Below are 14914 nucleotides of genomic sequence, written 5' to 3'. Positions count from 1 at the left end.
AAAAACAGTGTTATTCATCATCCTCTTCAGAGAAAATACCTCCGAATACATCTTCCATTTTCGAGAAAAATCCCCCTTCCTGCTTCTCTGGCTTGGATTTCTTCACTTTAGGGGGTTTAGGTTTTTTTTCGGGTCTCGAATTTCGCCCTATCCCGCTGAACCAACCGGAAGCACCGGATCTGCCGCTTTCTTCATCTTCAACTTCGACGGGTTCTGATTTTATCATCTCACAATTCTCTTCACCAAAAAGAAGCATTCCCAACGCTTGGGTGAATGCGGGATCATGCATCAGGTCGGGAGAATTATTTATAGAGGTTTTTTTGGCAGATGCTCTTCTTACCGGCATTTTCAATTTTTGTGTAAGATAAAGATCAAGGTTTTTGAGCTGCGAGGCCCCCCCTGTAATAATCAGTCCTGCACCCAACTGGCCTTCGTATCCCGACAAGACGATTTGCTCTTTGATATTGGCCGTTATCTCATCCAGCCGCATACCGATCACCTTATTCAGTTCGGTAAGGTCGACATCCGGTTTCGAGGAAAAAGGAGACAAGAACATAGGTCCATCCTGGCTTTCGAAAGCTTTCCCGAATTTTATCTTAAGTTGTTCGGCATCATTCTCGGTAAAGTTCAACGCACAGATATCTTTCGTGAGATTCTTTCCGCCAAAGGGAATGACTACCATCCGGCGGAGTATACCTCCCTTGTAGACCGACAGTGTGGTAGTACCTGCCCCGAAATCCAAAAAAGCACAACCCAGCTCTTTCTCTTCATCGTTCAGTGCAATTGACGCCGATGCCATCGGTCCTACAATATAATCTACAATCTCCAGGTTGGTCTTGGCCGTAATACTTTTTTCTATGTTTACCAGCAGATTGGGACGCCCGACGATCAGCTTGAAACCGGCCTCTATCTCGGAACCCGTCACTCCCACCGGGCTGGGTTCCGGTTTATCGTCGATATAATATTCCACATCCGCAATCCTGTAATTGCGTTTCAGTTCGGGCTGGAATTTCTCTGCCAATTTACGTAACCGGTTCACCTCTTCCTCTGTGACCATTCCGGATGAGATCCGCAGCATCTCACTGAATTCCATCGTATGCAATGATTGCCCTGATAGAGAAACATAGACCTTTCCAATTCGCCTCTCCAGGCTGTTTTCAAGCATCATGACCAGTTTGTGCACATTCGCACCGGCCTGTTCGATATTGTAAACCATTCCTCTGCGGATCGAATTCCCCGAGTCGATAGAGCTGCTTGCCAGAATGGAGATAACTCCATTTTCGTTCTTGCGGCCCACAACCCCTTTGATTTTGGAAGTACCAAGATCAATTACAACTATAAATCCAGATTGCGTCATATTATTCAGTCAAAGATGAACCCTAGGTTACTTTATTTTTTTAACAAACATACTTATAATACCTTTTGTTTGCTTTTTAACATCATTTGCATCAAGGTAGTTATACCAAAGGCGGCAGAAAGAAGAAATTCAATCGTCGGCACACCTATTTTCTCGTACAGACTACCTGATTATCATATTTCAGATTGATGGCAGAATAGCGATTCCATCCCACCACATTTAGCCCTTCATCCACAAAACGGGCAAATTTAGCCAACTTAGCCTGGTAATCATCGAGACTTCCCATAATGATCCGAAAATCACCAGCCCGTGGTATCAACTCCACCTCCTGGTCTTTCTGTACTACGATCTGTTCTATCCACGCATCCCAATCGGGATGGGAAGAGAGGAACAGTGCAAAATCAGACAACTGGTTCCGGGCAAACTCTTCGTCGATAGCTCCGGTTGCTACAGGTACATATACGGCGAAATTACCCGACACGGGCATGATACGGCGCTCATTATCAACATAAAAATTACCTTTTACATCAGAAATAACCCTCAACACCGGCTTCCGTTGAGATACTGTCGCCATAACGGAACCGGCCGGGGTAATGAATACCTTGGCTGACTCCACCAGCCTGTTGGCAAGGATAGTATCCCTGATGGCCAGCGTGTTGATCTCGCCGAATGTCTTGCCGACCGGATCGAGGTCGTACCGCTTTACCAGATTCACAATATCCTGCGTCGATACAAACCGGTAGTGGGCACTGTCTTCAATCACTACGCCAAAACTCTCACATACCCTGTTTCTCGACATATCCCTGAAATAAGACGCCGAAAAGATCAGGTAGCCAATGACCACCGCCGCAATCAATATGATGAGAATTTTTTTCACCTGATAAAAATATTTATCACCTGCAAAGATACAATTTGTTATTCAATCGCATGAACTCTTCAAAATCATTTACTTCCCGACAGATATTTCTCTTTCAACACCTGCTCTATTTCAGGGAGCAATCGGTCAATATCACCTGCTCCGAACGTCACCAGGACCTCCACATCTTTTTCCCTGAGCAATGCGATCAATTCCCCTTTTTTACAAAGCAATTTCTCCTTCGACCTTATCTTATCGAAAATGATCTGAGAGGTAACCCCTTCGATGGGTTCCTCCCGGGCAGGATAAATATCCAGCAGTACCACATCGTCCAAAAGAGACAAACTATTTGCAAACTCCAGTGCAAAGTCACGGGTACGCGAATAGAGATGGGGCTGAAATACAGCCGTTATTTTCTTATCAGCATAAAGCGCTTTGATCGAAGTGATGGCAGCCGACAATTCACGGGGGTGGTGGGCATAGTCATCAATGAAAACAATTCTGTCGCTCTTGATATGAAAGTCGAACCGCCTCCCGGCTCCCTGGAACGTGTGTATTGCTTTTTTGACTTCATCCGGAGTAACGCCACACAGTAACGCCACTGCGGCAGCAGCCACGCTATTTTCTACATTGATTTTCATAGGAATACCGGGTGAAATATCACTGATTATTACTGAGGGGGTCACCAGATCAAAGACAATCTCTCCATTTCCTATCCGGATATTCTTCGCATGAAAGTCGCCTTCCGATTCACCATAACTCCATATCTTTACCGTTTCTCCGGTACGGGGGGTCATCGGTATCCCTTTTTTCATGATCAGGTGTCCATCAGGACGGATGAGAGAGGTAAACTTCTCAAAGCTCTCCCGATATGCTTCCTCCGTGCCATAAATATCCAGATGATCGGGATCAGCCGAAGTGACGACAGCAATCCATGGTTCCAGCCAATGGAAAGAGTGATCATACTCATCGGCTTCCACTACCGTGATATTACTCTTCTCCGAGAGCAACAAATTATTATTATAGTTCTTCAGGATACCCCCCAAAAAGGCATTACAATCCACTTGTGACTGCCGTAAAAGGTGAGCGATCATGCTCGATACGGTGGTTTTACCGTGGGTTCCCGCCACACAAATAGCATTGCTACTGTTTGTAATCTCACCGAGCAACTGAGCTCTTTTCATTACCATATAACCATTCTTCCGGAAATAGAGCAATTCGCCATGTGATGCGGGGACGGCAGGTGTATAGACTACCAATGTTTTTTCTTTATCGAAAAATGATGCCGGAATAGCATGAATATCATCCTCATAATGGATAAATGCACCCTCTTTCTGCAATGACCTTGTAAGTACCGTTTCAACACGGTCATATCCCCCCACCTTTTTCCCTTTCAAAAGGAAATAGCGGGCTAGGTTGCTCATGCCAATGCCACCAATACCTATAAAATATATCGATTCGTAATTCATTTGCTTCAATCTCCTTCAATCTCCTTCAATCTCCCGAGAGAATAATCTTTGCAATTTCGTCGACGATCCGTTTTGCTGAATCGTGTTGTGCCAGTTTTATGATATTCTCACTGAGTTTCTTCAATTCCCCGTCATTTCTCACAAGCGCTATCGCTTTATCAAACAAAATATCAGGAGCCTCAGTATCCGTCACCATAATAGCTGCGTCTTTGTCGACCAGTGCCCGTGCGTTCTTTGTCTGATGGTCTTCGGCTACATTGGGGGAAGGCACCAGAATGACAGCTTTTCCCAGCAGGCTGAATTCAGAAATAGAGCCGGCACCGGCACGGGATATTATCAGGTCAGCCACTGAATAAGCGTAATCCATCCGCGAGACGAAATCAAACAGGTGTACGTTTGACGGTATTTTACCTTCCGACTGCAGTTGCTGTATCTCTTTATAGTAATATTTTCCGCATTGCCAGATCACCTGAAGATCATCGGCTTTAGCCAACTCTGGAAATGCGTATATTATACTTTGATTGAGTGTACGGGCACCAAGGCTTCCTCCCACCATTAGAATAGTCCTTTTGGCGGGATCCAGTTGAAAATGAGCATATCCCTCCGCCCGATTCTCTTCCGATACCACCAGATCCTGCCGGCAGGGGTTACCGGTAAGGACAATCTTCTCTTTTGGGAAAAATTGCTCCATTCCTTCATAGGCTACACAGATAGTGGCTGCCTTGCGTGCCAGCATCTTGTTGGTTACACCGGCATAGGAGTTCTGCTCCTGAAGAAGTGTCGGCACACCCTTCGCGGCTGCCGCTCTCAGTGTGGGGCCACTGGCATACCCTCCTACCCCCACCGCGATAGCTGGTTTGAAATCATCTATGATCTTACGTGCCTTTTGCATACTTCTGAAGAGCTTTATCAACACAGAGAAATTCTTCAGAAGATTCTTCCGGTCGAATCCGGCAACCGGCAGTCCAACGATTTTATATCCGGCTGCCGGTACACGCTCCATCTCCATTCTGTCTTCCGCCCCCACGAAAAGTATTTCACTGTCGGCCCACCGCTCTTTCACGGCATTGGCAATACTTATAGCCGGGAAAATATGTCCACCCGTACCGCCGCCGCTGATGATTATCCGTTTCATACCTGAATAATTTCAAATTCAACCTTATCTTCCAATTTGTCGACCGACTCTTTTATTTCATTTGCAGGATTGTGAAGATCATTATCATTCTCCTCATCCTGACCGGGTTTTGTTTCAGGAGCTTTCTCCTCTTTCTTCTTACCGATACCGAAACGGTCGGCACTCAGGATCAATCCAAAATAAGCACAGGTGATCAGCGTGGAAGTCCCACCGCGACTCACTAATGGCAATGGCTGTCCGGTGACCGGGATCAGGTTGACTGCCACCGCCATATTGACAAAAGCCTGTATGGAAAGCATCAATGCAGATCCCAACACAAGATATTTAGGAAAGAGTTTCTCGGTCTTCCGCGCAATCATTCCCGCCCGGATCAGGATAATTACATAGAGCATCAGGACAAAGAGTCCACCCAGGATTCCCATCTCCTCAATGATGATAGCATAGATAAAATCGGAATAGGCCTGCGGAAGGAAATCGCGTTCTGTACTGTTCCCGGGAAATACACCCACTATACCTCCATTAGCAATGGCGATCTTGGCATGTGCTACCTGATAATTTTCATCGGTAATTGTAAAATACTCCTCTTCCGACAACTCTTTATGGGTACTGAAATTGGCAATACGGTTCTTCCATGTACCCAAACGGTTTAACGGGCCAGATTCGGTCCAGTTGTCGGGAATCACGTTTAGCATCAGGATAAACAGGAGCACTACCGAAATCCCCACTCCGGCTACTTTTAACAACCGCAGTATCTTCACATTGCCGATAAACATCAACAGATAACAGATCCCAAACAGCAATACTGCCGTCGACAGGTTATCCATGGCAATAATACCGCAGACAACCACCATTAGTCCTATCATCCATCGGAACAATATGCCGTCATTTTCCCCGTTCTGCTTGCTCAGGAGAAAAGCAATCGTTCCCATCAGTGATATTTTTGCTATTTCCGAAGGTTGAATAGTGAAACCCATAAAAGATATCCACCGGTCGGCACCATTGACACTGGTCCCTATAAATGGCGTCAGTATGAGTAATACAATAGCTCCTATCAATACAAAGATCAACGATGAAAAATAGCGGTAGGGTATATTATGGATAAGCAGGATCACCCCCACCCCCCCTATCAGAAACATGGCATGCCGCAATATCGGCCCCCATATATTCTGTTGGCGATAAACTATGGTGCTGGTAGCGCTGAATATCTCTACCAATGAAATAACACACAGAATGATAAAGACCAGCCAGACCACTTTATCACCTTTAAATATCTTACGTCCGAAATCACCTAACGAAGATTCCGTCTCCATTCCCCCTTCATAAAGTTGATCGGGATCGGCCATTTGATTACTGTCGTTAAGCATAATTTGATTTGTTGATTTATTGATTGAGAGATTTGATTGAGATTTGATTGAGATTGATTGAGAGATTGAGGGAGATTGAACAAGATTGATTGAGATTGAACAAGATTGAACAAGATTGAACAAGATTGAATTAATAAAATCACCCAAATACTTAGACACTCTCCCCAGTCTCCTTTTCCACTTAGGCACTTTTCCACCTCAATCACAATCGTCTGACGCACTCCTTAAACTGGTCACCACGGTCTTCGTAATTCTTAAACAGGTCGAAACTTGCACAACAGGGTGACAGCAAAACCGTATCACCTTTCTGTGCCAGTTGATAGGCTGCCTCTACCGCTTCTGTCATAGAACCGGCATCTTTGATCTCATCCACTTTACCATCGAAGAAGGCGTGCAGTTTACTGTTATCTTTCCCCAGAAAGACCAGTGCCCTCACCTTGCTGCGTACCAATTCTTCAATTTCGGTATAATCGTTCCCTTTGTCAGTTCCTCCGAGGATCAATACTGTTTTCGTACGCATACTCTGCAAGGCATACCAGCATGAGTTTACATTGGTCGCTTTGGAGTCGTTGATATACTGCACTCCACGTACCGTAGCCACTTTCTCGAGCCGGTGCGGGACTCCTTTGAAATCGGACAGGGATGTACGTAACTGTTCGTCGCTGACATCCATCAGTTTTGCGACAATACCCGATGCCATCGAGTTGTACACATTATGCATCCCTTCCAAAGCAAGCAATTCCAGTTCCATATCGAATATATTTTCTTTCGTTTGAATGTACAGTTTCCCGTTTTCGGTATATGCAGCCATATGACCGTTTTTTTTCTCTCCAAAGGGATAAGTGGTGGCCGCTGGCTTCAACTTCTCAATTTCTTTCGTCACTAAAGGATCATCTATCCAATAAATGAAAGCATCTTCAGTCCTCTGATTCCGGATGATTCTCATTTTGGCCTCCACATAATGCTGTAAATTATGATCGTATCGGTCCAGATGATCAGGGGTAATATTCAGAAGCACTGCAATATCGGCTTTAAAATCATATACCCCCTCCAATTGGAAACTACTTAATTCCAATACGTAATAGTCATACGACTCTTCCGCCACCTGGCGGGCAAAGCTCTTTCCGATATTACCGCCTAATCCCACATTCAATCCTGCCGAGCGAAGGATATGGTAAATCAGGCTGGTTGTGGTGGTTTTACCGTTACTTCCGGTGATACAGATCACCTTTGCATCCGTATATCTACCGGCAAACTCAATCTCGGAGATAACAGGAATACCTTTTTCCAACACCTTTTGCATGATATGGGCAGTATCGGGGATACCCGGACTTTTCACAATTTCATCGGCCGTCAATATATATTCCCCAGTATGTTGTTTCTCCTCAAAAGCGATCCGGTACGCTTGAAGCGTTTCACGATGTGTATCGTTCAACACACCACTATCGGAAAGAAATACCCTGAAGCCTTTCTTCTGCGCGAGTATGGCAGAACCCACACCGCTCTCACCGCCACCCAATACCACTATTAACTTTTTATCCATCGATCCTTCATTTAATTGTACAAGCCGACCGGTTCTATACTCGCCCGGGCTTACCCAACCATTACCTTTCCCTTACCCGGAACATCATTACCGCATTTTGAGTGTCGCCAGTGCCAATACTGCCAAAATCATCCCTACTAACCAGAAGCGGCTTACGATCTTCGGCTCTGCCAATGGAGCGAAAGGCTTCTGAATAAGAGCATCGATACTTCCATCACCCGGTTTCTGGTAATGATGATGCAGCGGGGTCATCTTAAAGATACGCTTACCGGCACCATATTTTTTCTTCGTAAATTTAAAATAGGCTACCTGGGCGATGACAGATAATGCCTCCACAAAAAAGACACCACATAGAATTGGCAACAAGAGCTCCTTGTGGATCAATACGGCAAAGACACCGATAATCCCTCCCATTGTCAGACTACCTGTATCGCCCATAAATACCTGCGCCGGATAAGCATTATACCAGAGGAAGCCGACACAGGCTCCCACAAAGGCAGAAGCAAAAACCATCAGTTCATCACCACCCGGTATATACATTATATTGAGGTAAGAGGCAAAGTCGACACGCCCCGAAACATAGGCGAGGATACCCAATGCCACCCCGATAATCGCCGAGGAACCGGAGGTCAGTCCATCCAGTCCATCCGTCAGGTTGGCACTGTTAGAGACCGCCGTCACGATAAGGATCACCACCAGAATGAAAACAATCCATACCGCAGTATCTGCATAATCTCCCATCCACCTGACAAGCCATTTGTAGTCGAAGTTATTATTCTTTACAAAAGGAATGGTAGTACTGGTAGTCTTTACATCCTCATTCTTATAAGTCACCTCCTCTATCACATTATTGACACGGATTTCAGTATTTTCCCGGACAACCATTTCAGGACTGAAATAGATGGTAAGGCCAACGATCAGCCCCAGCCCGATCTGTGCCACGATCTTGAACTTTCCTTTCAATCCCTCTTTATCCTTTTTGAATACTTTAATATAATCATCGGCAAAACCCAATGTACCCAGCCAGACAGTGCTGACAAGCATCAGGATAATATAGATATTCTCTAATTTCCCAAAAAGTAATGTGGATGCTAAAATGGAAAGGATCACAATAACTCCTCCCATAGTGGGTGTACCCCGTTTGCTATATTGACCTTCCAGATCGAGATTCCGTATGGTTTCCCCTATCTGTCTCCGTTGTAATACGCTGATAATCTTCTTCCCGACAAAAATCCCGATCAACAGGGAGAAGATAGCTGCCATTGCAGAACGAAACATCACGAACTGGAACATGCCCGCTCCGGGAAAATCGAGTTTGTCTAAATATTCAAATAGATAATATAACATACAAATTTGGGATTTGGGATTTGAGATTTAGGATTTGATCAATCTCACTCAATCTCTTTCAATCTTTTCACTTTTAGTTTTTAGTTTATTAAATATTTTTTCCACCTCTTCCTTGTCATCGAAATGGTGTTTTACTCCTTTTATCTCCTGATAATCCTCATGCCCTTTGCCGGCAATAAGAATCACATCTCCCGGTTGTGCCAGTGCACAGGCAGTTTTGATTGCTTCCCGACGGTCGGCAATAGTAAGTGTGTTGCCTTTCTGCTCTTCGGTAAGCCCATCGAGCATATCCTGAAGGATTTCCCCCGGTTCTTCAAACCGGGGGTTGTCAGACGTAAAGACTGCTTTATCACTGAGTTGCACCGCCTCCCGTGCCATAATAGGACGTTTAGTCTTGTCACGGTTCCCGCCACATCCCACTACGGTGATGATCCGCCCTTTCCTGTTCAGTACACCATCAATAGCACTCAACACATTGGAAAGAGCGTCCGGCGTATGTGCATAATCGACAATCACCGTATAGTTCTGCGGCGAACGGAGTGTCTGGAATCTGCCTGCCACAGGCTTCAGCAGAGAAAGTGTCCGTAGCAGTTCTTCTTCATCGAGCCCAAGCAGGATCCCCGCCCCGTATACAGCCAACAGGTTATACACATTAAATGTACCCACAAATTGCACGGTCAGCTCTTTTCCATTTATCTCTATATCTGTACCGTCGAAATGCTTTTCAAAGATACGGGCTTTGAAATCAGCCATTCCCCTCACCGAATAAGTGTATTGTGCAGCCTTCGTATTCTGCAACATCACCGGTCCGTTTTTGTCATCGATATTGGTCAGTGCAAAGGCATCAACCGGAAGATCATCAAAAAAGGACTTTTTCACATTGCGGTATTCCAGCATATTCTTATGATAATCGAGATGATCCTGGGTCAGGTTCGTAAAAACAGCTCCTGCAAACCGAAGTCCGTGCACCCGTTTCTGGTGGATAGCATGTGAACTCACTTCCATAAAAGCATATTCACAGCCGGCATCGACCATCTTACGCAGGAAATCGTTGAGAGTAACAGGATCGAGTGTGGTATGCGTAGTGGGATACCGTTCCCCGTCCACGTAATTGGCCACTGTGGAAAGCAATCCCGAAGGATAGCCCAGATGGCGGAACGCATCGTACAACAATGTGGCAATAGTCGTCTTCCCATTTGTTCCGGTAACACCGACCAGTTTCAGCAATGACGAAGGATGACCATACCATGCCGAAGCTATCTGAGAGAGAGAGATAGCACTCTGTTTTACCTGTACATAGGTCACGCGTGAAAAATACTCCTCGATCATCGGCTTGTCATACACTACTGCCACGGCACCTTGCTCTATCGCCTTACCGATATAAGCATGACCGTCGGTAAAGATCCCTTCTACCGCAATAAAAAGGGAACCCGGCGTTACCGTACGAGAATCGGACGTGATGGATGTCACCTCCACCTCACCGTTGCCACGCAGGGCAATAACATCACAAGCCTCAATCAATTTACTCAGTTTCATTTTTTTTGAATTTTGGATTTTAAAATCACCTTACCACCTTACCGCATCGTAATAGTGACAGTAGTACCCTTCACCAGCTTCTGACCGGGTGAAAGCGACTGGGATACTACTTTTCCTGCCCCGATCAGGTTTACCCTCAACCCAGACTTCTCCAGCAGATAAATTGCATCGCGGGCGCCCATCCCCCTAACATCGGGGATCAGAGCACTGTTCAGTGCAATTGGTTCCGATCGGTAAGTAGTACTGTCGTATTTCATCTTCACCCAATCGGCAGCTTCTGCCGGACCTTCCGCCGGTAAATTCAATGCGTTCAACAGCGACCTGTTACGATCCCAGTTACCGTTTTTCAGTAAAGGTTGTTTTTGCAGTGTAGAGTCTATCCTACATGCCTCCACATCTAACCGCACCTTCCTTAAATAGGTCTGCTCGGCTATATTTTTAAAAACCATACCAGCCATTCCTCCACCCGAAGGCACACCTTTCGGTTTTCTTAGCCCTACAAAGATGGTGTACATCGGTTCTTCTGCCGGGAAATAACCGCAGAACGAAACGTAATAGCCTCCATAACCTCCTCCGGAAGCGATCTGTGCCGTACCGGTCTTACCGGCTATGGTGAAATAGTCGGAACCCACCACTTTAGCCGTACCATCTTCCACCACTTTCAACAGCATCTGATGAATCTGCTCCAGGGTGGTTTCCTTACACATTTTCGGATTTACTACCTCAGCCTCCACATTCTTCACCACTTTTCCCTTTTCGAAAAACTGCTTGGCGATAAAGGGTTTTATCATTGTTCCGCCGTTAGCAATCCCGTTATAGAACATCAACATATAGATGGGCGGCACCTGGGTTTCATATCCAAACGACATCCAGGGGAGAGTGGTTTTCGACCAGTAATTGGTTTTGTCATCGGGGAAACGGATAGATGAAGTACCTTCGATTCCGTTAAGCGGTACATCCCATGTGAGCCGTTTTCTCAAACCGATACGGTCTATTCCCTCTACAAATTTTGTTGGGTTGTTTTCGTATCCTTTTAATGCGATTTTACTCATTACCACATTCGATGAGACAGCCATCCCTTCGGCCACAGTCATGTAGCCCCTGTCTTGTCCCCTACGCCAGTAATGATCCCGCACCCATCTCCTGTTATACTGAAAGAGTCCGTTCCCTACATAAAATGAATCGGTAGGAGTGATCACTCCGTCATCGAGCGCCACCATCGTAGTCACTGTCTTAAAAGTAGAACCCGGTTCATTCATATAGGAGAATGCGTTAGGATTTCCTTCGGCATAATCCCCGTTACTCATACGGTCGAGGTTGACAATTCCTTTTATTTCTCCGGTCTTCACCTCCATGATGATGGCTGTACCCGACTCGGCCTCCGTCTCAATCAACTTCTCCCGCAAGGCACGCTCGGTAATATCCTGTATGGCTGCATCGATGGTAGTAACAATATCCCAACCCTCTTCGGCCGGTTGCTCTACCACATCCATCCATTTACCTTGTATCTTCTGGCGGAATTTTATACCGGGAACGCCTCTGAGCAACGAGTCGTATTTCAACTCCAGACCGCTGGCACCTCCCTTATCAATATCTTTATAGACACTGCCGACTGTACGGTTGGCAAGGTTACCGAAAGGTTTTTTACGGGCATTCCGCTCTTCAGCGATCAGTCCGCTACGGTTAGAGCGCTGGTTCCAGAACGGATAGGTACGGATCTCCTTTAAATCGACATAAGAGATATCGTTACGTAATATTCTTACGTAACGGGAGCGGATCGACACCCGCTTATCGATCCCTTTCTCCTGATTTTCACGGATCTGACGCTCTTCTTTTTCGCGCATCGACCACCCGTTCATGATCACATTCTTATACTGGGCGGCGGTCCTGTCAGGGAATTTTTTGGACAATGCTACCGAGAGGTCATCCACATATTTAATAAGTGTATCTTTCTGCATCCCATCTGCCCAGAAATCCATATAGATACTGTATAGCGGTTCTGTAGTTGCCAGAAGTTTGCCGTCGTGCGTATAAATATTGCCTCTTTTGGGCAGGATCACACGATCCCTGATCACAGTCTCCTTTTCACCTACTTCACGCCATTTTTTCCCTTCGGCAGTAAATACGATCTTTCCGGCAGAAAAAATGATCATCACGGCAAACACCATCAACAGGGCAACGATAAAACCGTATCTACCCAAAATAGCCCGTTTGTTATTCCGATTTTGTCGTTTCATTTTCTGTAAGTCGTTCAATTACATTAGTCGTTTTGAATCACCTTCGCTCCTTAATTTTCAAATCTACGCTCGGCAAAACAAATAAATTTGCTTATCGAAAACGTTCAATTACATTAGTCGTTTTCTCGCAATGGCATAATCCAAGCAAGCTTGTCTTCTGCTCATATTGCTTATCGAAAACGTTCTGCTTATTTATCCAAATAATAAACAGGCTCATTTGTCACTTTCAGTTCCAAACCAGCCTCCTCAATACGTCGCTCAATTTCGCCCTGCCTGCTCGCTTCGGTAAGACTCGAGGAAATGGTAAGCGATTCATATTTTGCATCCCTGAGTTCCTGCTGTAGCTTTTCGATCTCCGCCATCTGCTGAAGCACTTTATATCGATGACTGATAAACAAGAACATCACCAGCACGATAGCAATAACAAATCTCATGTTTTTGAGGAAGAAGTCCTCAGTAAGGACACTCCCCCCAAAAACACGGACAAACGATTTGCGTATGTTATCGAACTTAAATTTCACCTATAATTGATTTATTGATGTGCTGATGTGCTGATTAATCAATCAACCAATCAGTAAATCATCACATTAATTTTCTTTTCTCCGCAATTCGCAGCTTGGCACTTCTTGAACGCGGATTACGCTGCATCTCTTCCTCCGAAGGAATGATCACCTTGCGGTTTATCACCGTGAAAGGCGTCTCCACATTTCCGTAGAAATCCCTCACCAGTTCCCCTTCAAAATTGGCTGTCCTGAAAAAATTCTTCACCAGACGGTCTTCCAGCGAATGATATGAGATCACACAAAGACGTCCACCCGGTTTTAATAATTGTAAAGCCTGTAAAAGCATCTCCTTCAATGCTTCCATCTCACCATTCACTTCAATACGAAGTGCCTGAAATGCCTGTGCCAGTGCCTTTTTTTCTTTTTCCCTACGGGTGAAAGGCTCCAGAATTGCAAGCAGGTCATCAGTCTCCCTGATTTGTTTATCCTGTCGGTATCGTACCACAGCCGAGGCTATCTGTCGCGCATTTCTCAATTCGCCGTACCGGAAAAAAATTTCGGACAGCTGCCCCTCCCCATATTCATTGAGAATATCAGCAGCTTTCTTTTGGGCATGGCGATTCATACGCATATCCAACTCACCCGGTAAACGGAATGAAAAACCACGTTCAGAAATATCAAAATGATGTGACGATACACCCAGGTCAGCCAAAAGACCATCCACCGCCTCCACGCCGTGATATCGAAGAAAGTTCTTCAGGAAGCGAAAATTGCCGTGCACAAAGGTAAAACGGGGATCGGCCGAAATATTCCCGGCAGCATCCTCATCCTGATCGAATGCGATAAGCCGTCCCTCTTCACCTAATCTGTTTAGTATCTCACGGGAGTGTCCTCCGCCGCCGAAAGTGACATCGACATATACTCCATTGGGACAAATATTCAATCCATCGACGCTTTCTTCAAGTAACGCCGGCGTATGATACACTGTTCCATTTTGTCCGCCTTGTGAAGACATAATGCTATTCTACTCCTTATACACTATTCCATTAATTGCTGTAATTTCGAAGAAAATTCGTCGGGATCGACCAACGGTTTTTCCAATTTCTCTTTCGCCCAGATCTCAATGGTTTCATCCACACCGAGAAAACGAACATCCGATTCAATAGAAACCATTTGTAGATAACGCTTCGGTATAAGTATCCGTCCGTTTGCATCCATCTCAAGCCTTTCGGCATCCAGCACAAACTGGCGGAAAATCTGCTGCTGCTCCTTATTCCATTTATTCAATCTGCCACGGAGCATCTCAATCTCTTTCTCCCATACACTCCCGGGATACAATACGAGACATTCCTGGAAAATATCTTTACGGAGCACAAGAAATTCTTCACCCTCGCTCTGTAAGCGCTTGCGAAAGATAGCCGGCACAAAGATTCTCCCTTTTGCATCGGCTTTGGCTTCCATATTTCCAAGAAACTGCAGCATATTTATACATATAACGCGGTAAAAGTACAAAATAATCCACTTTTCCCCACATTTCCACACAAAAATTTATAAAAAAGTTTTCAAC

At 45.3% G+C, this 14914-nt stretch carries 12 protein-coding genes; all 12 read right to left on the bottom strand.

Annotated elements, in window-relative coordinates; genetic code table 11:
• Positions 1-10 precede the first annotated feature (10 nt).
• Entirely contained in the window at positions 11-1357 is a 1347-nt protein-coding gene (gene ftsA / locus U2P89_RS04735) for a cell division protein FtsA (RefSeq protein WP_322190761.1), read from the bottom strand.
• Between the two features lie 145 nt (positions 1358-1502).
• Entirely contained in the window at positions 1503-2234 is a 732-nt protein-coding gene (locus tag U2P89_RS04730; RefSeq protein WP_322190760.1) for a hypothetical protein, read from the bottom strand.
• A 65-nt stretch (positions 2235-2299) separates the two neighbouring features.
• Positions 2300-3682 (bottom strand): UDP-N-acetylmuramate--L-alanine ligase, encoded by a 1383-nt coding sequence (gene murC, locus U2P89_RS04725; RefSeq protein WP_322190759.1) that lies wholly within the window; start codon positions 3680-3682, stop codon positions 2300-2302.
• Positions 3683-3707: 25 nt separating this feature from the next.
• Positions 3708-4817, bottom strand: coding sequence for an undecaprenyldiphospho-muramoylpentapeptide beta-N-acetylglucosaminyltransferase (murG, locus tag U2P89_RS04720; RefSeq protein WP_322190758.1), 1110 nt, complete (start codon positions 4815-4817; stop codon positions 3708-3710).
• Positions 4814-6181, bottom strand: coding sequence for an FtsW/RodA/SpoVE family cell cycle protein (locus tag U2P89_RS04715; RefSeq protein WP_091907449.1), 1368 nt, complete (start codon positions 6179-6181; stop codon positions 4814-4816). Before U2P89_RS04715 ends, murG begins: the two co-directional genes overlap by 4 nt.
• Positions 6182-6383: 202 nt before the next feature.
• Positions 6384-7724: a UDP-N-acetylmuramoyl-L-alanine--D-glutamate ligase gene (gene murD, locus U2P89_RS04710; RefSeq protein ID WP_322190757.1), complete on the bottom strand. Its 1341-nt coding sequence runs from the start codon at positions 7722-7724 to the stop codon at positions 6384-6386.
• A gap of 87 nt (positions 7725-7811) precedes the next feature.
• Positions 7812-9071, bottom strand: coding sequence for a phospho-N-acetylmuramoyl-pentapeptide-transferase (mraY, locus tag U2P89_RS04705; protein ID WP_313380135.1), 1260 nt, complete (start codon positions 9069-9071; stop codon positions 7812-7814).
• Positions 9072-9119: 48 nt separating this feature from the next.
• Complete coding sequence (locus U2P89_RS04700) at positions 9120-10607, bottom strand: UDP-N-acetylmuramoyl-L-alanyl-D-glutamate--2,6-diaminopimelate ligase (protein WP_313380133.1); 1488 nt, start codon at positions 10605-10607, stop codon at positions 9120-9122.
• 38 nt (positions 10608-10645) lie between these two features.
• Positions 10646-12844, bottom strand: a complete 2199-nt coding sequence (locus tag U2P89_RS04695; protein WP_322190756.1) for a penicillin-binding protein — start codon at positions 12842-12844, stop codon at positions 10646-10648.
• A gap of 188 nt (positions 12845-13032) precedes the next feature.
• Positions 13033-13365 carry an FtsL-like putative cell division protein gene (locus U2P89_RS04690; protein WP_019538612.1) on the bottom strand — a complete coding sequence of 111 codons (333 nt, stop codon included), beginning with the start codon at positions 13363-13365 and terminating at the stop codon, positions 13033-13035.
• Between the two features lie 61 nt (positions 13366-13426).
• Positions 13427-14362, bottom strand: a complete 936-nt coding sequence (rsmH, locus tag U2P89_RS04685; RefSeq protein ID WP_313380130.1) for a 16S rRNA (cytosine(1402)-N(4))-methyltransferase RsmH — start codon at positions 14360-14362, stop codon at positions 13427-13429.
• A gap of 23 nt (positions 14363-14385) precedes the next feature.
• The gene (locus U2P89_RS04680) at positions 14386-14829 is read right to left on the bottom strand and encodes a division/cell wall cluster transcriptional repressor MraZ (RefSeq protein WP_313380129.1); all 444 of its coding nucleotides are present in this window, start codon (positions 14827-14829) and stop codon (positions 14386-14388) included.
• Positions 14830-14914: the final 85 nt, after the last annotated feature.

This window comes from Proteiniphilum sp., from assembly GCF_034331125.1.
Lineage (GTDB): Bacteria > Bacteroidota > Bacteroidia > Bacteroidales > Dysgonomonadaceae > Proteiniphilum > Proteiniphilum saccharofermentans.
The sequence above is the reverse complement of the archived record's forward strand: the minus strand, read 5'-3'. Positions and strand labels throughout refer to the sequence as shown.